This is a genomic window from Rahnella sp. ATs2 (assembly GCF_051851855.1).
GTDB classification, from domain to species: domain Bacteria; phylum Pseudomonadota; class Gammaproteobacteria; order Enterobacterales; family Enterobacteriaceae; genus Rahnella; species Rahnella variigena.
Window position 1 is genome coordinate 108,928 of record NZ_JBLYPL010000011.1, and the last position, 24,926, is coordinate 133,853.

20 protein-coding genes and 1 pseudogene are annotated in these 24,926 nt (G+C 49.6%); 9 read left to right on the forward strand and 12 right to left on the reverse strand.

Annotated features, from left to right (window positions below; all coding sequences use genetic code 11):
* The first annotated feature begins 96 nt into the window (after positions 1–96).
* Together ACJY2G_RS13960 and ACJY2G_RS13965 are read left to right on the forward strand one after the other, a co-directional pair.
* Positions 97–2,637 (forward strand): fimbria/pilus outer membrane usher protein, encoded by a 2,541-nt coding sequence (locus ACJY2G_RS13960; protein ID WP_439291842.1) that lies wholly within the window; start codon positions 97–99, stop codon positions 2,635–2,637.
* Positions 2,638–2,647: 10 nt separating this feature from the next.
* A complete protein-coding gene (locus ACJY2G_RS13965; RefSeq protein ID WP_430320189.1) occupies positions 2,648–3,625 on the forward strand; it encodes a fimbrial protein in 978 nt (325 codons plus the stop codon).
* Positions 3,626–3,666: 41 nt separating this feature from the next.
* Here ACJY2G_RS13965 and ACJY2G_RS13970 read toward each other — a convergent pair whose 3' ends face one another.
* Complete coding sequence (locus ACJY2G_RS13970; RefSeq protein ID WP_439291843.1) at positions 3,667–4,116, reverse strand: helix-turn-helix domain-containing protein; 450 nt, start codon at positions 4,114–4,116, stop codon at positions 3,667–3,669.
* Between the two features lie 588 nt (positions 4,117–4,704).
* Between ACJY2G_RS13970 and ACJY2G_RS13975 the strand changes: the two genes are divergently transcribed.
* Positions 4,705–5,919, forward strand: coding sequence for a multidrug effflux MFS transporter (locus ACJY2G_RS13975; RefSeq protein WP_439291844.1), 1,215 nt, complete (start codon positions 4,705–4,707; stop codon positions 5,917–5,919).
* A gap of 56 nt (positions 5,920–5,975) precedes the next feature.
* Here the strand turns inward: ACJY2G_RS13975 and ACJY2G_RS13980 are convergent, their stop codons facing one another.
* Positions 5,976–6,620, reverse strand: a complete 645-nt coding sequence (locus ACJY2G_RS13980; protein WP_430320187.1) for an NADPH-dependent F420 reductase — start codon at positions 6,618–6,620, stop codon at positions 5,976–5,978.
* 105 nt (positions 6,621–6,725) lie between these two features.
* On the opposite strand from ACJY2G_RS13980, the gene ACJY2G_RS13985 reads away from it, so the two are divergent.
* Positions 6,726–7,613: a LysR family transcriptional regulator gene (locus tag ACJY2G_RS13985; RefSeq protein WP_430320186.1), complete on the forward strand. Its 888-nt coding sequence runs from the start codon at positions 6,726–6,728 to the stop codon at positions 7,611–7,613.
* Positions 7,614–7,684: 71 nt separating this feature from the next.
* Here ACJY2G_RS13985 and ACJY2G_RS13990 read toward each other — a convergent pair whose 3' ends face one another.
* A complete protein-coding gene (locus ACJY2G_RS13990) occupies positions 7,685–10,462 on the reverse strand; it encodes a flavocytochrome c (RefSeq protein WP_439291845.1) in 2,778 nt (925 codons plus the stop codon).
* A 572-nt stretch (positions 10,463–11,034) separates the two neighbouring features.
* Here ACJY2G_RS13990 and ACJY2G_RS13995 point away from each other — a divergent pair.
* On the forward strand, positions 11,035–12,546 hold the full coding sequence (locus ACJY2G_RS13995) for an anion permease (protein ID WP_439291846.1): 1,512 nt from the start codon (positions 11,035–11,037) through the stop codon (positions 12,544–12,546).
* A gap of 76 nt (positions 12,547–12,622) precedes the next feature.
* Here the strand turns inward: ACJY2G_RS13995 and ACJY2G_RS14000 are convergent, their stop codons facing one another.
* Positions 12,623–13,372: an SDR family NAD(P)-dependent oxidoreductase gene (locus ACJY2G_RS14000; protein ID WP_430320184.1), complete on the reverse strand. Its 750-nt coding sequence runs from the start codon at positions 13,370–13,372 to the stop codon at positions 12,623–12,625.
* 153 nt (positions 13,373–13,525) lie between these two features.
* Here ACJY2G_RS14000 and ACJY2G_RS14005 point away from each other — a divergent pair, with 153 nt between their 5' ends.
* Positions 13,526–14,428: a LysR family transcriptional regulator gene (locus tag ACJY2G_RS14005; RefSeq protein WP_439291847.1), complete on the forward strand. Its 903-nt coding sequence runs from the start codon at positions 13,526–13,528 to the stop codon at positions 14,426–14,428.
* Positions 14,429–14,771: 343 nt separating this feature from the next.
* Here ACJY2G_RS14005 and ACJY2G_RS14010 read toward each other — a convergent pair whose 3' ends face one another.
* Entirely contained in the window at positions 14,772–15,734 is a 963-nt protein-coding gene (locus ACJY2G_RS14010; protein ID WP_439291848.1) for a hypothetical protein, read from the reverse strand.
* A 248-nt stretch (positions 15,735–15,982) separates the two neighbouring features.
* Here ACJY2G_RS14010 and ACJY2G_RS14015 point away from each other — a divergent pair, with 248 nt between their 5' ends.
* Together ACJY2G_RS14015 and ACJY2G_RS14020 are read left to right on the forward strand one after the other, a co-directional pair.
* Positions 15,983–16,306 carry a DUF3302 domain-containing protein gene (locus tag ACJY2G_RS14015; RefSeq protein ID WP_120162497.1) on the forward strand — a complete coding sequence of 108 codons (324 nt, stop codon included), beginning with the start codon at positions 15,983–15,985 and terminating at the stop codon, positions 16,304–16,306.
* 4 nt (positions 16,307–16,310) lie between these two features.
* Positions 16,311–17,447 (forward strand): HlyD family secretion protein, encoded by a 1,137-nt coding sequence (locus tag ACJY2G_RS14020; protein ID WP_120162496.1) that lies wholly within the window; start codon positions 16,311–16,313, stop codon positions 17,445–17,447.
* Between the two features lie 86 nt (positions 17,448–17,533).
* Here ACJY2G_RS14020 and ACJY2G_RS14025 read toward each other — a convergent pair whose 3' ends face one another.
* The 3 genes from ACJY2G_RS14025 to ACJY2G_RS14035 form a co-directional block, all read right to left on the reverse strand.
* Complete coding sequence (locus ACJY2G_RS14025; protein ID WP_120162495.1) at positions 17,534–18,010, reverse strand: nuclear transport factor 2 family protein; 477 nt, start codon at positions 18,008–18,010, stop codon at positions 17,534–17,536.
* A 56-nt stretch (positions 18,011–18,066) separates the two neighbouring features.
* Positions 18,067–18,636 (reverse strand): TetR/AcrR family transcriptional regulator, encoded by a 570-nt coding sequence (locus tag ACJY2G_RS14030; RefSeq protein ID WP_439291872.1) that lies wholly within the window; start codon positions 18,634–18,636, stop codon positions 18,067–18,069.
* 223 nt (positions 18,637–18,859) lie between these two features.
* Positions 18,860–19,768: a LysR family transcriptional regulator gene (locus tag ACJY2G_RS14035; protein ID WP_112288738.1), complete on the reverse strand. Its 909-nt coding sequence runs from the start codon at positions 19,766–19,768 to the stop codon at positions 18,860–18,862.
* 120 nt (positions 19,769–19,888) lie between these two features.
* On the opposite strand from ACJY2G_RS14035, the gene ACJY2G_RS14040 reads away from it, so the two are divergent.
* Positions 19,889–20,818, forward strand: a complete 930-nt coding sequence (locus ACJY2G_RS14040; protein WP_439291850.1) for an alpha/beta hydrolase — start codon at positions 19,889–19,891, stop codon at positions 20,816–20,818.
* Between the two features lie 409 nt (positions 20,819–21,227).
* On the opposite strand, the gene ACJY2G_RS14045 is transcribed toward ACJY2G_RS14040, so the two are convergent.
* The 4 genes and pseudogenes from ACJY2G_RS14045 to ACJY2G_RS14060 all read right to left on the reverse strand — a co-directional run bounded on the left by ACJY2G_RS14045 (position 21,228) and on the right by ACJY2G_RS14060 (position 24,857).
* Positions 21,228–22,181 carry a nuclear transport factor 2 family protein gene (locus ACJY2G_RS14045; RefSeq protein WP_439291851.1) on the reverse strand — a complete coding sequence of 318 codons (954 nt, stop codon included), beginning with the start codon at positions 22,179–22,181 and terminating at the stop codon, positions 21,228–21,230.
* A 108-nt stretch (positions 22,182–22,289) separates the two neighbouring features.
* Positions 22,290–22,616 (reverse strand): EthD family reductase, encoded by a 327-nt coding sequence (locus ACJY2G_RS14050; RefSeq protein ID WP_119824539.1) that lies wholly within the window; start codon positions 22,614–22,616, stop codon positions 22,290–22,292.
* A 152-nt stretch (positions 22,617–22,768) separates the two neighbouring features.
* Positions 22,769–23,856 (reverse strand): annotated as a pseudogene (locus tag ACJY2G_RS14055) (alkene reductase).
* A gap of 5 nt (positions 23,857–23,861) precedes the next feature.
* On the reverse strand, positions 23,862–24,857 hold the full coding sequence (locus tag ACJY2G_RS14060) for an LLM class flavin-dependent oxidoreductase (protein ID WP_162928615.1): 996 nt from the start codon (positions 24,855–24,857) through the stop codon (positions 23,862–23,864).
* Positions 24,858–24,926 lie beyond the last annotated feature (69 nt).

Here is a 24,926-nt window from a genome sequence, read left to right on the forward strand (position 1 = left end):
GTTTTTACTTAAGAAGTCTCGCTGACAAGACGTCAGAATTGCTCCCTTTTTATTCATATCGCAGGAAGGCGCAGCTGTAAGATTAAAGGATTGATCATGTCAAAATTGTTCTACCTAAAAGCCGCAAAAAGGCCAAAATATTCCTGGAGTAAAATAGCCTGCATAACGTGTGCTGAATTATTGATCATCCTGAACCCGACGTTAGCCTTAAGCGCAGAAAAATATTATGACGCAAGCGCACTCGAATTAGATGGCCCAGAAGGTGAACAGCAGGTAGACCTGTCTCGATTCAATACGCCGGGTAAACAGTTACCTGGTATATATCACGTCGAAATATACATAAATGAACAAAGCATCGGACAACATGAAATTAATTTTGTAGAGAATGAAAAAGGAGAATTAGAACCAGAGATCCCATTCAGCCAATACCGTAAAGCAGGTGTTAAAATTGATGAAATTCCTGCATTTGCAGACACTAAAGACGACAGCATCATTGTAGATCTTGATAAGAAAATTGAAGGAGCATACGCTAAGTTTAATTTCAAACAACAACGCGTTATGATTAATATCCCACAAATCTTAATGAAAAATATCCCTTCCGATTACATTGATCCCGAACAATGGAGTCAGGGGCTGACAACTGTTTTTACCAGCTATGACTTTAGCGGTGCTCAAACCCATGATAAAAATATCGGTTCTGAAGAAGGTGATCAGTACCTTAATTTACGTAATGGTGTAAATCTGGGAGCATGGCGATTAAGAAATTACACAACCTGGAGTCATAATTCCAGTGGCGATAAATGGAATAATATCAATACTTACCTGCAAAAGGATATTGCAAAAATAAAAGGTAAATTAACACTGGGTGACGATTCAACCCAGAGTGATGTTTTTGATAGTTTAGCCTTCCGTGGGGTGGAAATTGCCTCGGAAGACAGAATGATGTCAAGCAGAGAAAGTGGTTTTGCGCCTGTTATTCGCGGCATAGCGAATACCGCAAATGCTCAGGTCACAGTCAGTCAGGGTGGCTATGTGGTTTATCAGGCCTATGTCCCCGCGGGTCCGTTTGAGATCACTGATTTATTTCCCAGTACGGGAGGTGGAGACCTTGACGTCACCGTTAAGGAAGCTGACGGTAGTGAACGCAAATTTACGCAAAGTTTCGGTTCAGTCCCTGTCATGCAGCGGGAAGGACATCTGAAATACGAAGTGATGGCGGGTAAATATAACAATGACAGTAGTTCGTCTCAAGACCCAAATGTTGCTTTAATTACCGGGCTTTATGGCTTGCCACATGACATGACCGTATACGGTGGCATAACCAACAGCGAAAAATATACAGCGCAACAGCTTGGCTATGGCCTCGGATTGGGGTCTTTCGGTTCTGTGTCTGTTGATGCAACACATTCTGAAACGCGCACTGACGGTAAAGTTTTTTCAGGAGAGTCATACCGTTTAAAGTATGCGAAATCTCTTAACAGCACGGGAACACAAATTAATTTATCTGCTATCCTTTTCCCGGATAAAGACTATTACTCTTTTGAAGATGCGCTGGATATTATCAGTAATGATTCAAATTCTTCATCTGACCAAAAACATAACCGCTATGAAGTAAGTTTCAGCCAACCTCTGAAAGATTATGGTTCCATTTCAGTCTATGCATACAGACAAAACTATTGGGATCAGGAACCCGATAATTATTTTTCTGTTTCCTATAGCGGTAGCTATGGGGCTACGACGCTAAGCATTAACTATAACTATACACAGAGCGAAAACGGCAAGCCGGATAAACAACTCGCCTTAAATCTACAGGTACCTTTAGAAAGTTTATTGCCGCAAACCTGGGCAACATATTCCATGACATCAGACAGTTCCAACCACATTACCCAGACGGCAGGAATCAATGGCACCCTTCTTGAAGACAACAACCTGAATTATGGTATCAATTCCACTGTGGGAAACGATAGTGATGGCGGCAGCATTAATGCGGTCTATAAAGGAGCATCTGCTGAACTGACCAGCAATTACAGCGAGTCTTTATCAAACCGACGCTTAAGTTATGGTATCCGGGGGGCAATACTGGCACATCCTTATGGTGTAACACTCTCCCAGCCATTATCTTCCGATGCGCCTATTGCATTAGTCAGAATACCTGACCAGGAAAATATTTCGATTACAAATGGTATCGGAATTAAAACCGACAGCCGGGGATATGCCGTCGTGCCAAATATACAGCCCTACCGTGTCAACGCAATTGGGCTCGACACTGATTCTCTGGGAAGTAATTTAGAGATTGCCACAACGATGAATAATGTCATCCCTACGGATGGTGCATTAGTTTTAGCTGACTTTAATGTCCGAACAGGAGAACGTGTATTAATGACATTATCGCGCCCTGACAATCATGAAATTCCTTTCGGCGCGACAGCAACAGCAGGTGAAAACAGCAGCAATAGTATTGTTGCGGATAATGGCTTGGTGTATTTAATTGGTATGCCAAAAAAAGGAATCGTGACCGTAAAATGGGGAGATGAAGAGGATGAGCAATGTAAGGCAGCGTTTGAACTTCCCGATCTTCCCAAAGACAGTAAAGTAAAAAAATTCTCAATGGTAGAAGTTAATGGATTATGTGTTTAGGAGATAAATAATGTTACAGCCAGGAACAGCAAGAAAGCCAGTGACTAAAAGGTCACGATTACTCACGACTACAGGGGTATTTTTTCTTTTCTTTTTTTCCGCACAAGGCCATGCACAATGCACATCGACTGAGCAAGCGCGGGAATTAACATTTACACCCGGACATATCGTGATCCCGCACAATCGTCCGGCGGGTTACGTGCTTTATGAACAGGTATTGACGGACCCTTCCAGTGGAGGAACCAGTAAGATACTCAACTGTCAGGGGGGCGGGAAAATAAACGCCAGGATTAATCTGGGGAATTTATTAAAAAACAATATTTACAGTACAAATATTCCGGGGGTCGGATATCGTTTATCATTAACTGAACACCCATTCCCCTGGGATCTTGATTTAAAATGTAACAATACGATTTGCCAACGTGATATTCCGGTCAATACACAATACAAACTTGAGTTGATTAAAACTAATGACCGAAAAACAACGGCAGGCGTTTTATCCGCAGGGCGTTATGCTAAATTAATGACTGACGGCGGGAGTGATATTACTCACATTAATATTGGCAGTACCATAATCGCGCCCTCTGCGTGTACACTTTCCGATGAAAATATTCACGTTGATTTAGGGCGCTTTGATGTTAAAGATTTTAAAGGGCCGGGTAGCAGCGTAGGCGAGCGAAATTTCAGAATTGATCTCAATTGTGATGCCCAAATGCAATACAGTATTGTATTTGACGGCACAGAGCCGGAAGCAAAGTCTTCCAATGGACTGATTGCATTAGATAAAACCTCAGGCAGTGCCGAAGGGATCAGTCTAAGAATCAAGCATAACAGTCAGCCAGTTGAGTTGAGGAAAGATATCCCCTTCACATCAGACGTGATGGGGACAACCTCGTTATTATTCAGTGTTGAATACTACCAGATAATGGATAATGTGGTTGCGGGTAAAGCCAATGGTAAAGCGACATTTAATATACGCTACGACTAATACGTTTATGAGGGAGTCATCGGTGACTCCCTCATAAGTCATCAGTATTTTTCAGGGAGTTTATTTATTTTTATCAACCTTCCTCTTTTTATTTCAATATATCCGCCCTTACGCAGATCAGAGAGAATCTTCATTATTCCACTTCTGCCAAGGTAACATCTTTCTGAGATATATTTTTCAATACTGTAATTTTGGATTATTTCATCAGGCTCATTGTTCATTTCGAGCAATAATGACTTAATCACCAGATAGCTACTTCTATGCGAAATATCATAGTACCGACTGGACAGGAAACCGACCTGAAATGCCAGAAAATGCGCCAGAGAACTCCAGCATTGTTTTTTGGAAATTATTTCAATGGCCCGCTGACTTTCTAACCGATAAATCACACCATCTGAAATATGCTCAATGGCCAAAAGACCCATTTTTTCCGGATATAACACTTGTGCCATACCAAAAATATAAGGTGCTGATACCGTTTTAATGCTCATTCCCGCAGAGAGGTCTTTGACGAGAAAATGTCCAGACTTCACTAAATAGACAAATGAAATATTTTGCTCATCAGTATAAAAAAATCACTACCATCCATCACTGAAAGTTTCGTTGAATAGGGAATAAGTGAGTCAAATATTATTTTAATATGCGCGTTGAGGATGTCTCTTTTTGTTTCAAAATGCATTATTTCTAGAGTTCCGCACTAAATAAAAATGTGATTATACTCTTTAAGAGAGTAAAGCGGCACTCTCTTTTTATTCGCTTTAAGTAAAGTCACTAACCAATTTAATTCACTAGCCAGATATTTTTCACAATGATATTTCGTTGATGAATACCATCGCTGACGTTCAAGAAGGCAGAGTCAAAGGGGGGCGTCTTCGAAGTGACTGCACGACAATAATATTGAACAGATATTTTTTCTCACGACACAGTTTTCATGTCTGTAAAAGAATAAAATATTTTTGTATAAATACAGTAAGTATATTCATGAATTTTATTCATAACGTTTATGCCTTTACACCTGATTATTCCCCGCCCATTTACCGGTAACATCGCTTTTCTTCATTATCTTCATAAGAAAAATCATGATTGATTCTCAGTCGCAGACTCCGGGCGCTGCGCGCAACACAACGGGCCTTAGTTTTATCCTCATCCTCAGCGCGTTAATGGCATTTACGTCCTTATCAACCGACATTTATTTACCTGCGATGCCCGTAATGGCAAAAGATTTACACGGTGATGCGGAACTGACCATCACCGGCTTTTTAATCGGTTTTTGTATTGCCCAGCTGATCTGGGGGCCGGTCAGCGATCACTTCGGTCGTCGCCTGCCGCTGTTCGCCGGAATGGTGCTGTTTATTGTCGGTTCAGTCGGTTGCGCGCTGTCAGAAAATATCGGACAAATTGTTTTCTGGCGGGTCTTCCAGGCACTCGGTGCCTGTACTGGCCCGATGCTTGGGCGGGCAATGATCCGTGATTTGTTCAGCCGGACTCGTGCCGCACAGATGCTTTCAACGCTGATGATCATCATGGCTATCGCGCCAATCGCCGGTCCGCTGCTGGGCGGGCAGATGATCAAAATAACATCATGGCACAGCATATTCTGGCTGCTGACGGTGATCGGCACCCTGATGCTGATCTCTTTAATCTGGTTGCCGGAAACCCTGCCGGAAGAAAAACGTGAAAAAGCCTCGTTAGCGGGCGCGTTTCGAAACTATTACACCCTGCTGTCCAATGCGCGGTATATGCGATTTACGCTGTGCCTGACGTTCTATTACATCGCCGCTTACGCATTTATCACCGGCTCACCTTTTGTTTACATCAGCTATTTCGGCGTCGATCCACAACATTACGGCTGGCTGTTCGCGGTCAATATTGTCGGGCTGATGGCAGTAAGTGTGGTCAACCGACGGCTGGTGCATCGTTACCCGCTGGAGACTTTGCTAAAATGCGCCGTAACTGTTGCCGCACTCGCCGCACTGGTACTGGCATTGGGCGTAAGGATGCACACAGGCGGTGTGGTTCTGATCGTCGTGACGGTGTTTATCTTCTTCTCAATGAACGGCGTGATAGCGGCAACATCGGCGGCGGCCGCGCTGGACGCCGTACCGAATGTTGCCGGTTCAGCGTCTGCACTGATGGGTTCGTTGCAATACGGCAGCGGGATTATTTCTTCATTATTACTGGCGCTGGCGGGTGATGGCACGCCGTGGACGATGGCGTGGACCATCGCGTTGGTTACGCTGATCAGCGCCGGGATTGCGCTGACCACTCGGGTTGTTACCGTCGCTGACAACTGACAGCGCGATCAGCTCGTCCCCCTGCTAAGCGGGACGAGCAAGGTAAAGCCCTGCTTTTATCTTCCTGCGGGTTCCGGTCTTACCGCCCTTTCCAGCGCTGCCTTTAATTCATTCTCCGTCATCCGCACACAATAAGCCGGCATGCCTTTCTGGAAGCGCCAGCCTTCTGAAAGTGCGCCGACGTCAACAGCGTTAAAACCAAAGGCGTCATACAGCGCCATCACTGCCTTTTTCGTTTCTCCATCATCACCGGCGACGGGCAGCGCACGACGTTGCGGGTCGCCAGCGGGCAAACCGTCGCTTTCGAGATCCGTCATCTGAATCGCATTGAATGCTTTGGTGATTTGGGCGTGTGGCAGAAACCCTGCGAGATATTCGCTGGTAGTCGTCGTCTGATCATCAAGTTCAGCAATCTGCCCGTCGCGTTCAGGGTAATAATTCACTGCATCAATTACCGGTTTTCCACCGATTTCGGCCACCGGCAGTTGCCCGATAGCCGTCAGTGGCACGGCTATCAGCACAATATCGCCAAAAGAAGCGGCGTCTGCCGCGTTACCGATTTCACAGCCGATCATCGGCTTCAGGCTGAACAGCGTCTGAGGGCCGCGTGAATTACTGAGCATAACCTGATGTCCGGCCTTGATTGCCAGTTTAGCCACCGCCCTGCCCACAAATCCTGCACCAATAATGCCTATTTTCATGATTCTCACCTTTCATTTTGTTGTCGATAGGGTAAGAATAATTCCATACTCATTATTGATAAATCTCCTTCACAGACATAATTAAACAACAAATAAGAGGGAATCGTGGATCGTTTAACCAGCATGAATGTGTTCGTCAGAACTGCCGATCTGGGCTCTTTCGCGGCGGCGGCAGAAGTATTACGCATTTCGCCGCAGATGGTGGCGAAACATATCGCGCGCCTCGAATCCCGGCTGGGGACGGCGCTGATTAACCGCACGACGCGGCGTCAGCACCTGACAGACATCGGGCGCAGCTATTATGAACGCTGTAAGATCGTGCTTTCTGAGGCCGAGGCTGCTGATGCCATCGCGCTGGAAATGAAAGTCACGCCCTCCGGCACGTTGCGCGTGAATGCGCCGGTGACTTTTGGCACGTCCTCGCTGGCACCTTTCATTACGCAGTATCTGGCGCAATACCCTGAAACGCAGGTCGAGCTGACGCTCAGTGACCGGATGGTCGATCCGGTTGAAGAAGGTTACGAAGTGATCCTGAGAATTGGTGTACTCAGCGACAGCCAGATGATTGCCTATCCGCTGCGACCGTACAGGCTGATTGCCTGCGCCTCCCCCGGTTATCTCATGCAAAATGGTGTGCCTGAAACACCGGCGGATCTCGCCGCCCATTCCTGTCTGGTTTACGGTATCTGGTCGCCACAGGCACCCTGCCGCTGGCAATTTTACCAGGACGGGAAAATGCAGGAAATCCAGCCGGCAGGCCGTCTGCGCTCCAATGACTGGCGGGCACTGCTGCACGCCGCCGTCAGCGGATATGGCGTCACGCTGGGGCCGGAAGATGTGCTGCGTGAAGAAATCAGGGCGGGACGACTGGTGCAGGTGTTACCGGATTACGACGGGCCTTCACGACCTATGCATGTGCTGACACCGGCAGGATTAAGGCAAACTGTGAAAATCCGCAGTTTTATTCAGGCCGTGCGTGAGACATTTGGCTGAATCCCTTGTCCATAAAAAAACCCACGCTCGCACGTGGGTTTTCGCATTTTTAGCCTTTAACATTCTGACGATTATTGTCTCGCCAGCGCCGCCGCATTCTTACCGGCGAGAATGCCGAAGATAATGATGTCGGCGACAGCGTTACCACCGATGCGGTTTGCGCCGTGAATACCGCCGACCACTTCACCTGCGGCCCAGGCACCTGTAATCACCTGTTTTTGCGCATCAAGCACCGCGGTTTCCGGACTGATGGTCACACCGCCCATGGTGTGATGCACGCCCGGCGCGATGCGGATGGCAAAGAACGGTCCCTGATTGAGCGGATGACGCAGCGCGGTGGTACGGCCAAAGTCTTCATCCTTTTTCTCCACCACAAACAGGTTGTAGCGCAGCAGGGTTTCAGAAAGTGTCTGAGGATCCATATTCAGTTTCACCGCCAGTTCTTCCGGCGTTGGTGCGCTGATTACAAAGCCTTTGGCGATATACTCATCGGCCGCTTTGTTATTCGACCGCACCTGTTCGTCGAAAATAACCCACGCGCTTTTTTCCGGTAAGGCGATGATTTCAGCAGACACTTTGTCGCGGGTTTCCATCTCGTTGTAGAAACGCTTCCCGGCCTGACTGATCAGGATCGCGCCGCCGCCACGGATAGCTTCTGAAATCAGATAGGACGTGGTTTGCTCAACCGTCGGGTGGATCTGAATTTCACCCATATCCACGGTGTCTGCGCCCAGCTTTTGCAACATGGCGATACCGCTGCCGGTCGCGCCAGGGTGGTTGGTCGTCACAAAACCATCGAGTTCAGGGCGATATTTCACCACCATCTCGCGGTTAGCACTGAAACCACCGGTGGCGACAATCACGCTTTTCGCATTCAGAATGCGGCTGTCGTTATACTCATCCACCACTTTCACGCCAGTCACTACGCCGTTATCAGACAAAATTTCCGCGACCGAGGTTTCCAGCAGCACTTCAATTTCGCGCTTGTTGATGTTTTTCACCAGACCGCTGATCAGGAAGCCACCCACCGCTGAACGATCCGCCGGACGGTGCGTACGGTCGATGCTCATCCCGCCGGTGATGGTGATGTCATTCAGTTCAATTTCTTTCGCTGCCAGCCATTCGACGGCTTCCGGTGCCAGCTCCACAAACTCACGCAGCAAGACCGGGTTGTTTTTGAACTTGCCGCCTTTCAGCGTTTCGTCATAAAACAGCTCTTTACTGTCTTCGATACCTTTCAGTTTCTGGAAGCGCGTTTCTGCTGCGTTCATCCCGACTGAGGCTTTAATCGTGTTGCCGCCGATGGTCGGCATTTTCTCAATAATCACCACATGCGCGCCTTCGTCATGCGCCTGAATCGCCGCTGCCAGACCTGCGCCGCCGCTGCCGATGACCACAACATCGAAGTTTTGCGGCGCCTGCGGATTGCCGCCTTCTTCAATCACGTGTTCTTTGCTGGAGGTCGCCAGTGCGCGGGAAACGGCTTTTTTCAGCGCCTCACTTTGCGTGGTCGCGCCGGTGATCGCATCAACGTGCGGACTGTTGGCGACCAGCATACGGGTACGCAGGCTCTCGAACGTGGTGGTGAAATCGACGTCCAGCGAATCGTCTTTGACCAGTGCAATGTCGGTAATACGGTCGGTGTCGAGCGTAACGCTGATTTTCAGCTTCAGCGCTTCGGCTTCGACTTTCTCCTGATAAACGCCCGCTTTGTATTTACGGCCGGTAACACTGGTGTCGCGGATCATGGCGTCAACCAGTGAGAAGCGCCACAGCGGTTCAGGGATATTCAGTTCTTCGCGTTTGTGGCTGTCGATAAACAGCTCGAGATGATCGTTGTTAATGATGCGATCGGCCCAGTCCGGATAGGCGATACAGGCTTTACCGACAGCAATCAGATCAAAGCCGTATTCCAGCCCTTTCTCGGCATCGGCTTTGTTAATCACGCCGCCGACGCCAATTACCGGCACTTTGGCCAGCGTTTCAGAACGCATGGCGCGGAATTTGGTGATCAGCGGGGTCGGATCCTGCGTATCGACGATGGAAGGACGCAGCAGCTGACCGACAGAGAAATGCACGTAGTCCAGCCCGCGCGCGGCGAGTTTTTCCAGCAGATACATCGTGTCGTCGAAGCGGATGCCCGGCACTTCCAGCTCTTCCGGCGAGAAACGGTAGCCGATAATGAAAGAGTTGTCGGCGAAACGTTCTGCCATCTTATGGGTGATTTCCAGGACTTCCAGCGGGAAACGGGCGCGTTTGTCGCGGTCACCGCCCCATTGGTCGGTGCGCTGGTTGGAGTTCGGCGAATAGAATTGCTGGATCAGATAGGTGTTAGCGCCGTGGATTTCCACGCCGTCGAAGCCTGCTTTGATCGCACGGTTAACGGCATCACCAAACTTGGTGATCATGGTTTCTACTTCTTCACCGGTCAGTTCTTTCGGCTGGGTTGCGCCTTCACGCGGAGCAGCGATAGCACTTGGCGCGACAGGCGTACGGCCGCCGATCAGTTCCGGCTCCACCATTCTGCCGCCGTGGTAAATCTGCAAAATCGCTTTCGAGCCCTTGGATTTAATGGCATCGGCAATTTTCTTCAGACCGGAAATTTTGTTGTCGCTGTCGATAGCGATAGCGCCGGGGAACGCCGGACCCATACGATCTATGAAGCAACATTCGACGATGATGGTGCCGATGCTGCCAGCACGGTCGCGGTAATATTCCACCAGTTCACTGGTGACGGTACCGTCATAAAAGCCGGTACAGGTGGTCATGGGTGCCATCAGCAGACGGTTTTTCAGTACCGCGCCGTTAGGAAGCGTGAGCGGATTTAGTACCGGGGTCAGCTTATTCATTATGATCAACTCCGAAATATGTAAGTCTTGAATTTTTCCGTGGCCGCATTACCTACCGTTAGAAAACTACCGATTAATTAAGCAATACGAAGCAGGCGAATATAGAAATCTGTTGGCTAATTTATTTGCATCAGGCGATGAAATTGGCGTTATAAACGTGCTGGAAGCAGGAGTTGTTTATTTACCCGACATGAAAACCAATACCACCTTCAAGTGTTAATGATGAGTTGACAAAAATCAACTTTAGATTAACATAAAAAATCTCACCTGCAAAATCAGCAAGTTGGATGGAATGTTGGCGTTTACTCAAATTTACTCTACATTCACATAAGCGGACTCTTTCAGGAAATAAATAACCACAATTTTTGTAATGACATTCATTTAAATATTAGTGAATGGCGCGTGTCATTTATCCTAAGAATAATAGTAACGTCTTAATTGCGTCACAAAGGCTGCATCATCATTACGTACCGCTTAACACATTTCTGATAAAGCATAATAAAGGGTTCGTTGAACCAGAACACGATAACCGGGGCGTCAGGCTCACTCTCAATTACGGGCAGATAAAATTTATGAAACCCACATCCACGCTGAATGATCCCGCCAAGGCCGCACCGCCTGCCGCGAGTCAAAAAAAACATCTGATTATGCTATTTCTGCCGGTGCTGGTGGCGGTGCTGTTACTGCTGACGCCAGTGCCTACGGGGCTTGAACCTTATGCATGGCACTTCTTCGCCATCTTCGTCGGCGTGATTGTCGGGTTGATCTTCGAACCCCTGCCGGGCGCGGTAATTGGCCTGACCGGTGTGGTCGTCATCGCCCTGTTCAGCCAGTGGCTGTTATTCAGTCCGGAAGAAATCGCCAACCCTAAATTTAAGATGCCAACTGAAGCCTTCAAATGGGCAGTGAGCGGCTTCGGTAACTCAACGGTCTGGCTGATTTTTGGCGCGTTTATGTTTGCCGCAGGGTATGACAAAACGCAGTTTGGCCGCCGTCTGGCGCTGATCCTGGTGAAATATCTCGGTCGCCGCAGTCTGACGTTAGGTTATGCCATTACCTTTGCGGACCTGTTGCTGGCGCCCTTCACGCCGTCCAACACCGCGCGCAGCGGCGGGACGATTTACCCGATCATCGCCAACCTGCCACCGTTATACGGCTCCAAGCCCAATGACCCGAGTGCGCGTAAAATCGGTTCTTATCTGATGTGGGTGGCGATTACCGCCGCGTGTATCACCAGCTCGATGTTTCTTTCTGCACTTGCGCCGAATCTGCTGGCGCTGGCGTTAGTCAAAAGCATCACCGGCTTTACCATCTCCTGGGGCATGTGGTTCCTGGCATTCCTGCCGCTGGGCGTGCTGTTGATCCTGACCATGCCGCTGCTGGCCTACTGGTTCTATCCGCCGGAAGTGAAGATCAATGATGAGGTACCGCGCTGGGCGAAAAGCGAACTCGACAAACTGGGTAAGCTGTCACGCAACGAAATCCTGCTGCTGATCTTCGTCTGTTCTGCCCTGCTGATGTGGATTTTTGCCGCGTCATGGATTGAACCTGCCATGGCTGCGCTCCTGGTTGTGGTGCTGATGCTGTGGACCGGCGTGCTGAACTGGAACGACATCACCAGCAACAAACCGGCCTGGAACACTTTTGCATGGTTTGCAACGCTGGTGGCACTGGCGGATGGTCTGGCCCGCGTCGGCTTTATTGCCTGGCTGGGTAAAGAAGGCGGCCAACTGCTCGACGGATTCGACCCGCAGGTGGCGGCCGTCATGCTGCTGATTGCGTTCTTCCTGCTGCACTATTTATTCGCCAGTACCACGGCGCACACCACCGCGCTGTTACCCGCTATGCTGACCATTGCGGCGGCTATTCCGGGCATCAACATGCCGGTTTACTGCCTGATGATGGTGACATCGCTGGGCGTGATGGGGATCATCACCCCGTACGGCACCGGCCCGAGCCCGATTTACTACGGCAGCGGCTATCTGCCAACCAAAGACTACTGGCGTCTTGGCACCATCTTCGGTGCTATCTTCCTCGGCGGCATGATGCTGATTGCCTATCCGTGGATGGTATTGATGTTCTGATAGGCTTTCTGAAAAAGCACAACCGGCCAGTGGATTACCGCTGGCCGGTTTTTTTTATCCTGGTATTAATCGCGCATCACACCTGCGCCATACCGCCGTCTACAAACAGCTCAGTGCCGTTGATAAAGCTGGCGGAATCGGAAGCTAGAAACGCCACCACTTTACCGATTTCTTCCGGCTCACCCAGTCGCCCCAGCGGTACCTGTGCGGCGAGCGCATCGAATAATCCCTGGCGGTGTTCATCAGGCACTAGCCCGCCAAGACCCGGTGTGCGTACCGGCCCCGGACTGACGACGTTCACACGAATGCCGCGCCCTTTCAGATCCAGCGCCCAGGAGCGGACAAAATTACGCACCGCCGCTTTACTCGCGCTGTACACGCTGAAACTTTCGGTGCCCTGAATCGACGTCGTCGAACCGGTCAGGATCACTGAACCCCCTACGCGCAGCAACGGTAACGCTTTTTGCACGGTGAACAGTACGCCACGCACATTGGTGCCAAAAATACGGTCGAAATGTTCTTCCGTGATCGCGCCCAGTGGCTGCATATCCCCGCCGCCCGCATTGGCAAACAGAATATCCAAATGCCCTGCGCTTTTGGCTATTTGTGCATAAACCGCATCGAGTTCGCTCAGCACCAAGGCATCCGCACGGATCCCCGTTGCGGCACTGCCGATTTCACTGACTGCCGCATCAAGTTCTGCCTGACGACGACCGGTGATAAATACCTGTGCGCCCTGCTCAGCCAGTTCTTTTGCGCTCGCCAGACCAATACCGCTGGTGCCGCCGGTAACCAGTGCAATTTTTCCATTCAGTAATTTGCTCATTTTCATTCCTCAATATCAATGGAGTTTCGGTGAGCCGCGTTTGCGGCATGGACTTACTGTAGTCCTGCGCGGTTTATTGAAAAATAGTGGAAAATGAAAATGACTATTCATGAATGTGTATAATCAAAACCTACTGACTGGCGGAGAAAACAGATGGATCAGCTGACAGCGATACGGGCTTTTGCCCGCGTGGTGGAAGCCGGAAATTTTACCAAAGCGGCAGATTCACTGGATATGCCCAATGCAACGCTGAGCAAACTAGTGCAGGATCTGGAAGCCTATCTCGGCGTGCGGCTGTTGCAGCGCACCACGCGGCGGGTGACGGTCACGCCAGAAGGTCGCGGGTATTATGAAAAAACAGCGCGTGTACTACGCGACCTGGAAGACATCGATACCTCGCTCAATACGGCGCGCAGCAAACCGCGCGGTCTTTTACGCGTTGACGTTGGCGGTTCCACAGCGCGTGATGTCCTGATCCCGATGCTGCCGGATTTTATGGCGCGCTATCCTGATATTTGCCTGGATCTGGGCGTCTCCGACCGGCCTGTCGATCTGATCAGCGATAACATAGATTGCGTGATCCGCGGCGGACCGCTGGATAACTCATCGCTGATTGCCCGCAAGATTGGCGTCGCCACGCTGATAACCTGCGCAACACCGGCTTACCTGAAAACTTTCGGCACTCCGGCCTATCCCGATGAATTAAAAAACGGTCACCGGCTGGTCAGCTATGTCTCGTCGCAAAATGGCCGCGCCTTTCCTTTCCGTTTTGAACGTGACGGTGAAAAAACTGAAATCAAAGTCGCGCATCGCGTCGGCGTCAACGAAAGCAATGCCCATTTAGCCGCCGGACTGGCGGGACTCGGGATCATCCAGACATTCAGTTATTCGGCAAACAACGCGTTGCGCGAAGGCACGCTGGTGGAAATCCTGAAAGAATGGCGGCCGGCGGTGTATCCGTTCCACGTGGTTTATCCGCAGAACCGCCACGTCCCCCAGCGCCTGAGGGTATTTATCGACTGGCTGCTGGAGGGATTTGCGGGGCGAGTTGGTTAACCCTTTAGAAAACAGACAGGGAATGACCCGCAGTGAGCTTTTGATTTAAGTTAAAGAGTTTCCGGCTCAAGTCTGGAAACACCGTAAACTGAAGAAGAATTGCTGAAAAGCTTTTTTGGTAGTAGCACAGTCTAAAGCGAAGAATGAACTTTCGAAAAAAATCGGATGATAAAGGTGGTGATATCTACGTTTTTACCTCAGCAAATACCCCGAATAAAATTTCCGGCACCGCAATGGTGATAAGAAAAAATAGTATGTAGTAAGTTTAAATTGACAGCCGAATACTTAAAAAGTCTACCTCATGTCCCGATGCCCTGAAATCGCCACCGGCCAGGTTGCGCAATCAAAAACTGATTGCCATGCCGATACCGTAACCCGAGGTGTTATTTCCGAACATGTAGCGTGCGACCACGCGTGTACGGCTGATCACAATATCATACTTGCTGCTGTCGAGTTCCAGCCCCAGACCTAACGAATTTAAGCTATCAAAACCTAACTGACCTCGTTGATTTCCAAGGTATTCTGTGCGTGCACCTTCCATTACATACCGTACTGGTTTACCCAATAGCGTCCAGTCGGCTATTGGCGCTCTACGGCGCAGATATAGCCCGATATTTTCCGCGTCGGCGTTGCCGCTGACAACGTCCGGGCTAGTAGCGAAACTTTGCAAATGTTGATAGGAATAGCGTAACTCCAGGTCAATATCCTGGGTCTTAGAGAACAGTTCGTAGTCAAGCATCAGTGCTCCGCCCAACCCGTAGGCATTGAGGCGTCCACCGTCGAGGAAGTCGTACTCACCGCCGCTTTGGCGTTCAAGCGCCCGGGCGCCGATGCGTAAATCGCTCGCCACAGTACCTAACGAAAAGTTAGCGATCGGGCGTAATACCAGGTTCCCCCCCAATTTATCTTTGAGTAGCCTGATGTCCCAGCCAATGCCCCCGGTGGCAGTCACGCTGTTCCATTTGACCGGGATATTACGACTCTCGCTGCCATTGGAGACAACGAACTGCGGATCGTATCGACTATATCCCAGAACTCCTTCCAGATAGATGGGGACCGTTTCACTCAACGTAGCTCCGCCCCCGATCTGAGTGAGAGAGAGCGCCGTACTCTCGTTGGATGTATTGCGGATATTGAGGTCGCTGGCGGTGATATCAGGCACCACCGTATAGGTCATCAGTGAAAGAACCGCATCGGCCCGTTTCTTGATGAGGTCCCCACCGGCGGAAAAAGTCTTCGCATTTCCCAGCAATAGTATTAATAAGATGACTATTTTGAACTGATAATTTGCGAACCGCATCACCATACTTGGCTCCATTAAAACCCTTTGCTGGTGGTATATAGTTATATTAAATGTTTATTCTTTAAATGAGTGCTGAGAAAGCACTATGAAAAGCAGTCCATCTTTTATAAAACAGCATTAATTTCATGGATTTAAATTTAAGTACTCTGTAAACATTCAGTATAGTGTATTAATGCGCAGAAAAAAAAGGCGGCAATGTTATTTAACGTCTATTATTTACTCAACACCACTCATTGAGGTTCCAGGCCGCTATGTTCCTGAATTATTTTGCGTTGGGTGTCCTTATTGTAGTCTTCCTCATTATCTTCTATGGGATTATTATTCTTCATGATATTCCCTATCTCATTGCCAAATCCAGAAATCATCCTCATGCTGATGCTATCCACGTGGCAGGCTGGGTGAGTTTATTTACGCTACATGTTATTTGGCCGTTTTTATGGATATGGGCCACATTGTATCGTCCCGAACGCGGATGGGGCATGCAAACTCAGGAAGCTTCGCTGACCCAGTTGCAGCAACGGGTCACGGAATTAGAACAAAAACTGGTAAACACCAACATTCCTCCATTGGAGTAACACGATGGATTTACTCATTATCCTGACTTATGTCGCCTTTGCGTGGGCAATATTTAAGATTTTCAAAATACCGGTAAATAAATGGACAATACCCACTGCGGCCTTAGGTGGCGTTTTTTTAATTGGCGCGCTCATTTTATTGATGAATTACAACCATCCCTATACAGATTTGGCGCAAAAAGCGGTTATTTCAATTCCTATTACTCCTCAGGTAACGGGGATTGTTAGTGAGGTAACCAATAAACAAAATACGTTAATGAAAAAAGGAGACCTTCTTTTCAGGATCGACCCATCCCGATTCCAGGCTCGTGTTGATAAATTACAAGCTGATCTGGTGACGGCTATTCACAATAATCAAGTACTCAAGGGACAATTAGAGGGCGCTATCGCTAATACATCGCGTGTCAGTGCCGAACGCGATCGTTTATATAAAGACTACCAACGTTACCTTACCGGCAGCAAAGCGCGTGTAAACCCTTTTTCTGAAAGCGACATTGATAATGCCCGGCAAAACTACCTGGCTCAGGATGCGCTTGTGAAAGGATCGGTTGCCGAGCAGTCACAGATTCGAAGTCAGTTAGACAGTGTGCTGAACGGGGAGCAATCGCAAATAGTGAGTATCAGAGCTCAGCTAGCAGAAGCTAAATATAATCTTGAGCAAACCGTCGTTCGAGCCCCGAGTAACGGTTATGTAACTCAGGTATTGATTCGACCTGGAACATATGCGGCTTCCCTTCCCCTGCGCCCGGTAATGATATTTATTCCTCAGCAAAAAAGGCAAATCATAGCTCAGTTCAGACAAAACTCGCTGCTACGACTGGAGGCTGGCGATGAGGCTGAAGTTGTATTCAACGCACTCCCAGGGCAAGTATTTTCTGGAAAATTAACCAGTATTCTTCCCGTAGTACCAGGAGGGGCATATCAGGCTCAGGGTGCCCTTCAGTCACTGAGTAACGTCGCGGGCAGCGACAGCGTGATTGCCATCATTGAACTGGCGCCAAACAATGAAATTGACGTTTTGCCTGATGGTATTTACGCACAAGTGGCCGTGTACTCAGACCATTTCGCCCACGTTTCAGTGATGCGTAAAGTGCTGCTGCGTATGACCAGTTGGATGCACTACCTCTATCTGGATCATTAGTGAAGTGGTCGATAAAAATTGGCCACTTCATGAGGTGGCCATCTAAAACCCCTGTAGGTCCGCTTCTGGCGAGATAACCGTCAAATTTACAGACCTAACTCCGACAGCCCCGGATGGTCATCCGGGCGACGCCCCAGGGGCCAGTGAAACTTGCGGTCACCTTCTTTGATAGGCATGTCATTGATACAGGCGAAGCGACGGTGCATCAGGCCATCTGCTTCAAATTCCCAGTTTTCATTCCCGTAAGAACGAAACCAATTACCTGAGTCGTCACGCCATTCATAAGCGTATCGGACAGCAATGCGGTTGCTACCGAACGTCCACAACTCTTTAATGAGACGATACTCAAGTTCTTTGTTCCACTTACGTGTGAGGAATTCTTTGGCTTCTTCACGATTATTTGCAAACTCTGTTCGATTCCGCCATTTGGTCTCCAGTGAGTACGCCAGCGATACTTTTTCGGCATCGCGGCTGTTCCAGCCATCTTCAGCGAGCCGAACTTTCTCAGTCGCCGATTCGTGAGTGAAAGGTGGAAGTGGCTGGCGAATGTGTGTATCGGACATGGTAAAACCTCCCGTAAAATTGGAACTATAAATAGAAACAGTTTTGTTACTCAGACCTAAGGAGAGACCTGTTCCAGCAAACGTTCTGCAACTTCCCTTGCACTGTCGGCGGAGCTGCTATCGCCCATCACATAGGATATGGTGATTGCGCCCTCTATCAGAATCAGCAACTGTTTGGCCAGAACGACAGGTTGCTCAATGTTTAATTGCTCCGTGAGATCGAGCGTGTAATCCAGCAATTTTTGTTTATGCAGCTTTGCTATCTGACGAATGGGGTCGTTATGATCACCCACTTCTCCGGCTGTATTTATAAAAGCACAACCACGAAAGCCTTCTGAATCAAACCAGCCCCTGAGCACACTGAACATATTCAAAATGCGCTTCTGAGGAGTATCACCTTTATCAGATTCAGTTCTGAACCAGTGCATCCAGCGTTCATCACGTTCTTTCAACGCGGCGGCTGCCACGTCATCCTTGTTCGCGAAATAGCGATAAATACTTTTTCTTGCTACGCCTGAGGTCTTGACCAGAAGGTCCATGCCTGTGGCATGAATTCCATTCCTATAAATCAATTGCTCAGCGGTAGTCAGGATTTTTTCGCGGGTATCTGTTGGCTTCTTGTTCATGAGATGAAGGTAGAACAATCGTTCTCCATGGTCAACAGTTTTCTTAAAAACAAGTATAAAAATGAAAAAGTACAGTCTTTGAGGTTTAAAGAATGGGTAGCCATTTATGAATAGAGCGAGATTTGAAAATGTCCCCTTTTGGCACAAAGTTGACGGGCAGCTATGAGCGAGGAGCGGACATTGTGCCTGAAAATGCTGCCGGACAACTGCGTTTGGATATACTTTATTCCCAAGGTAAACCTTGCTCCCAGCTTTCCACAAGCAGGTCAATAAAGGCCCGGATTCGCGGGGATAAATGTCGTTTACTGGGATAAATGAGTCGAATAGGTTCCGGAGGGAAAGGATACTTCTCAAGCACCGGTATCAATTTACCGCTACGCAAATCTTCTCCAAGCATATAGGTGGGTAAGTGAACGATACCGAATCCGGAAATTGCCGATGCCCGCATGGCTTCCGAACTGTCGAGGTTTAACCGCCCGGGTCCTTCATACACAAAAGTGCCTTCCGGTGTCGCAAACCGCCAACTGCGTCTCTTTTCTGCACTCAGAAGAAAAATAGTGTCATGCCTGGTTAAGTCTGCGGGTGTTTCCGGAACGCCCCGTGAAGATAAGTACTCCGGGGATGCACAAGTGACAATATGCTGCGAAGCAATCGTGCGGGTAAGAATACGTGAGTCATCGCGAGGTTCACCTATACGAATGGCAATATCAAAGCCTTCCTCTATCAGGTCAACAAACCTGTCGCTAAAGGACACTTCGGCACGAATTTCCGGCCACTTTTTCAGATAAATATCCAGAATGGGAAGGATATGTCGCTGCCCAAAAGAAAGCGGCGCACTCAGCCGGAGAGTCCCCGTTGGCTTACCCCTGCGCATGGCCATGGCGGCATCGACTTCTTCCAGGTCCTCAAGTATCTGGCGGCAACGATCAAACATGACCCTCCCTTCATCGGTAAGACTCAGACTTCGGGTGGTACGGTTAAGAAGACGAACCCCCATACGCGTTTCGAGCCGGACGATACTTTTACCAATCGCAGAACGTGTAAGCCCAAGGGAACTTGCGGCGTGTGTGTAACTCCCGGCTTTTACAGCCGCGACGAACGCGGCGATATCACCAATGCTGTTGATCTCCATACTATATTTTCTCATCCAATATGGTCGTTGTTGTACCCTTATATGGGAAGCACATTCCCCAAATATTGTTATATTATATATTCCTGTTCCAATTTAGCGCAAATACAAACAGGAATACCGATGATGAATCAACAAACAAAGAAAGCCGTAAAAGAATGGTCAGAAAGCCTGGCCGGTCTGGGACCAATCCTTACGGGTGAAGATACCGTAACGCCAATGAGTGAAGTGCGTGACGCCTATACCCGTATGCTGGCTAAAAATCCTGCACCTGCAGGTGTTGGCTTTACTGAGGTCGATATGGGGGGCATGCCGGGAACGCTGGTGACTCCTGAAAATCTTAAAACCGATGCCATCGTCATGTACATCCACGGTGGGGCATACATTGTCGGTGAATCTGCTGGCTATCACGGTATTGGTGGCAACTATGCCAGCATGCCGGGCGCCCGGGTTTACATGCCAGATTACCGACTGGCACCGGAGTATCCTTTCCCTACGCCCGTTACCGATACCGTTCGTGCATATGAGTGGTTAATTGAACAGGGATTTGACGCCAGTAAAATCGTGCTGGCAGGCGAGTCTGCGGGCGGCGCGATGGTGGTTACCGTTATGGTTGCTGCACGCAACAAGGGCCTGCCACTTCCAGCCGGCGGGGTCGCTATTTCACCCTGGGCTAACCTTGAGCACACGGGTGTCTCTATGACCAACAGAGAAGGCCTTGATCCTCTGAACACCAAAGCGGGTCTTGATTTTCTCGCACGTACGTTCCTCGGCGATGCATTGCCTAACCATCCAATGGCATCACCGGTGTTTGCTGATGTAACGGGCCTGCCGCCGGTGCTGGTTCAAATTGGCGAAAACGAACTGATGCTGACCGACGCGATGCGTTTGGCAACTCATCTGGGGGATAACCGCGTACGCGTAAATCTGGAAGTCTGGCCGGGCATGTTCCACGCCTGGCATTTCTTCTCCACGTTGCAGCCAGAAGCGGTACAGGCGCTTGAGAGTTCAGTCGCCTTTATTGAAAAGGCTCTACGTGATGCAGCGAAGTAATCATCATTGCTGATTGACTAAATAACGGGCGCAGCTGACTGCGCCCGTCAGGAGTGAAAATGCCCCTCTACAGACACAACCAACCTATACGTCGGATCTTGCCTCACATAGCGCATATAAGCGCCTATTCCGCCCGGGTAGCGATTCAGGCGAACGCCACGCATTACCTTACTCTAGGTGCTATGTGACTTATATTATACAAGGGCTGGGTATTAATAATGATTTTGTGGGTCAGGAAACCAGCGACATTGTCCGCTTCTGGCACAAAGTTGACGGGCAGCTATGAGCGAACAGCGGACCTTGTTTATGGAATGTATGGTGTTGAGGGGGGGACCTCAAACAAACAACTTCTCAGCAATTAAGCCTTCACAACCAGAAAGCTTAATTGCCAGAGAATGCGCGAAGAGTTTCAGTTCAGAAAAGGAGGATTTTCTTCAGAGAACCAGCCGGGAACGTACTCGCTCCAGCTGAACTTCCACAAACCCTCTTCTTTGCGAAGCTCAATTCGATAATGAGCACCGTACATCCACTCAACATTCTTATTTTTTATCTGTCCTGGTATTAAGCGCCCCGTCCACATTTCAGCTGTTGTACCGTCTGTTCTGAGGGTGATTTTTAGTGGGACACCATAATGCTGCATCCAGGGCCAGTGACGACGAAACTCTTTAAGCGATCCTACAATACTGTGCAGACCTTTTAATGGTCCCAGTGGAGGGAATTGTCCGCAAGCATCTAAGGTGTAACAGGTCCGGAACTGGCTAAAATCATTCTGGTCGATCCCCCACGAATAACGTGAATAGGACTCCTCAATTTGCTCTTCTTCAGTCGCCTTTATCTGGTTCTGCGCAATGCAATGCCAGGGGGAATCCAGCTCACTGACCAGAACAGGTGGCGCATCTCCCGGACGCCACCCCTGTTGCCCAGGAGGCAGACGCCAGTTAACCAGATAATCAGTATCACCTTCCGCCCAGCCGATATTTATAAGCACTTCGGTCAGCTTCCAGCCATCAGACTCTGCTTTCAGCGTCAGTCGCAACACTGCGCCAAACAGGGCAACGGGATTATATTTTGCGCCTGGTGCTACCTCACCATACAGATAGGCGCTTACCATGGCGGTCCCTTCTCCGTCCGCAGCCGCGTAAAAATTAGAGGTCACCAGATTTAGATGCTTTTCAGAGGATGTATCTTCACGTAACGCTGTGATTAATGCTGATTTACCATGAAGTATGCCTTTGTGGCTGCTTTTGAGTTTGACCGTTTCAGCCACAGAGCAATCCGTATCGGCCCAGTGGCCGGATTCCCAGCTTTTGCGAAGTGTTTCCATAAAACTGAGTGCATCTGAGCGGCTAAGAGGGGTAATCATTGAATATATCCTGTCTGTACAGCGCCTGTTTTCGATATTTCACTGTCTGAAGTGGGCATATTGACGGTCCGGTGTTAACCAGCGCGAACGCTGGCTAAGAGTAAAGTCCTAACGTTTTCTGATTTCGGTGATGTAGGTAATGGCTGCACTATCGACAAAGTTCGGCACATCCCGGAAGGCTTCCTGACCAACTGGCGAGTCAAAGGCGGCCACGGCATCTTCAATGGAGTCGAACCATAATTCAGAAAACCCATCTACCGGTGCATCCGGATATTTTTCCCGATCGACGGGATTTAAAACGTAGCCCCGTAATCCCGGCAAACGCAGAGCGATTTCCGTGTGTACTTCATCCCAGTGCTTTACAAAGTCTTCAAAACTCTGTCCTTTTTTACGAATAAGAAAGCCCACATGCTTGAAGCCGTTTGAAGGTGTCATCGTGTTCTCCTGTGTGCAGTGTCCTGCAATTCATTGTTTGAAAAGGTGTTATTGATTAATTTGGTGCATCTGGATTCAATGCCATTTACATGACCATCAGCAGGTTAGTGCTGCCTGATGTGCCCGCGCCTGGACATTTCACTGGCTGCGCCTCAGTTATGGTCTTCACCATGGAAGGGATAGTCGGTATAGCCTTCTTCCCCCCGCCGTAATAGGAACTTCGCCTGGCCATAGTCAGTGGCCAGCCCTTGCGGACCCGCTCAACAAAATCTGGATTGGCGATAAACGGACTGCCAAAAGCCGCAAGATCGGTCAGCCCATCGTCGATAAGTGCCGCGGCCTGAGCGGGAGTAAGGCCACCGGCGAGGATAAGCGTGCCACGCCATACCTTTCGGAAATCGCGCAACAGGCCGTTAAACATCACGGGCCCCTGGGCCATCAGGTGGACATAAGCTATCCCTCTGCGTCTAAGCTCCTTACCGATATAAAGATAGGTTTCTGAGGTATCGGCGTAAGGAGCCATGTCCTGAAGCTGATTACAGGGGGAAAGGCGCACGCCCGTCCGGCTTGTACCAATTTCATCTGAAATGGCGTCAACAATTTCCAGAAGAAGGCGCGTACGGCTTGCCAGGCTTCCGCCGCCATAGCCGTCATCGCGCGTATTCAGTACAGGATTAATGAATTGTTCAATGAGATAGCCATTGGCACCATGCACCTCCACGCCATCAAACCCCGCCGAAATGGCGTTGGCAGCGGCCTTGCGAAAATCAGCCACTATCTGCTTAATCTCTTCAGTCAGCAGGGCGCGGGGCAGGCTTGCAGTAACCGTTGCAGGTTCACCATTTTCATCCCAGGCAAAGGCGCTGCCACCCTGAACGGCGACGGCGCTGACAGGGGGCTGCCCCTCAGGCTGGAGGCTGGTATGAGATACCCGTCCAACATGCCAGAGCTGAGCAAATATTTTTCCTCCTTTCTTATGCACGGCCTGTGTGACGGGCAGCCAGGCTTCAACATGACTGTCGAGATAGATCCCCGGATTAAAGAGATAGCCAGTACCTTCGCGAGAGACCGGTAAACCTTCAGAAATAATTAATCCGGCGCTGGCACGTTGTGCGTAATAAAGTGCCGTTAAGGCATCAGCATGCTCGTCCCGTGCGCGGGAGCGCGTCATGGGCGCCATGATAAAGCGGTTTTTCAGCGTGATATCGCCGAGCCTGTAGCCGGTAAATAGCTTTTTCATAGCCATCAGTTCCATGCTTCAGCAATGAGCTGATGTGACCTGATCCTTGCATCGGCATCATGTATCCACGAATTCACCATAATTTCATCCGCACCGGTACGGCGGACCAGGTCATTCAGGCCGGTCCGGACGGTCTCTTTTGTGCCCCACACCGATTCACGCAGCTGAGTCAGTACGCGCTGAGCCTCGACCGGATGCCAGAGCGCATTTATATCGTCTACCGGCTTCGGTAATTTCACCTCAACGCCCCGCCCCAGATTTACAAACTTCTGCAGTTCGGTAGTCGCCAGATAGTCTGCTTCGCTCTGGTTTTCAGCGGCGACGACGTTGACGCAAATCATCACATACGGTTCGGCAAGCGATTCTGATGGGCGGAAGCCTGAACGATAGGTATCAATGGCAGCGAGCATGGCATCGGGCGCAAAGTGAGAGGCAAAAACAAGGGGCAAACCTTTCTGCGCCGCCAGCTGTGCACTGAAGGTACTCGAACCCAGCAGCCACAACGGAATATCGAGTCCCGCACCTGGCACGGCCGTAATACGCTGTCCGCGTTGTGCAGGCGCAAGAAAATGCTGTAGTTCATCCAGCATGTCGGGGAAGTCGAGTCCCTTGGCGCGGGTTTCACGGCGCAGCGCCTGCAATGTTTCCTGGTCAGTACCCGGCGCACGGCCCAGTCCTAAATCAACGCGGCCCGGATACATAATCTCAAGCGTGCCAAACTGCTCAGCGACAACAAGCGGTGCATGGTTTGGCAGCATAATGCCACCCGAGCCAATACGAATTTTTTCAGTTTTTGCGCCGATATGGCTGAGTATCACCGCCGTCGCCGCGCTGGCGATATCGACCATATTGTGATGCTCTGCCATCCAGAAACGGTGATACCCGGCTTTTTCGGCCGCCTGCGCCAGCCGCACGCTGTTGGTAATGGCGTCAGAAAGGGTATTGCCTTCGGTAATGGGTGCCAGGTCAAGCAGTGACAGGGGGATTGTTTTCTCTTTCATCATTATCTCCACATCGCCGGAACAGTCGTCCGGAGGTAAATTAATCATTTCGGAAATTACTATGATTGT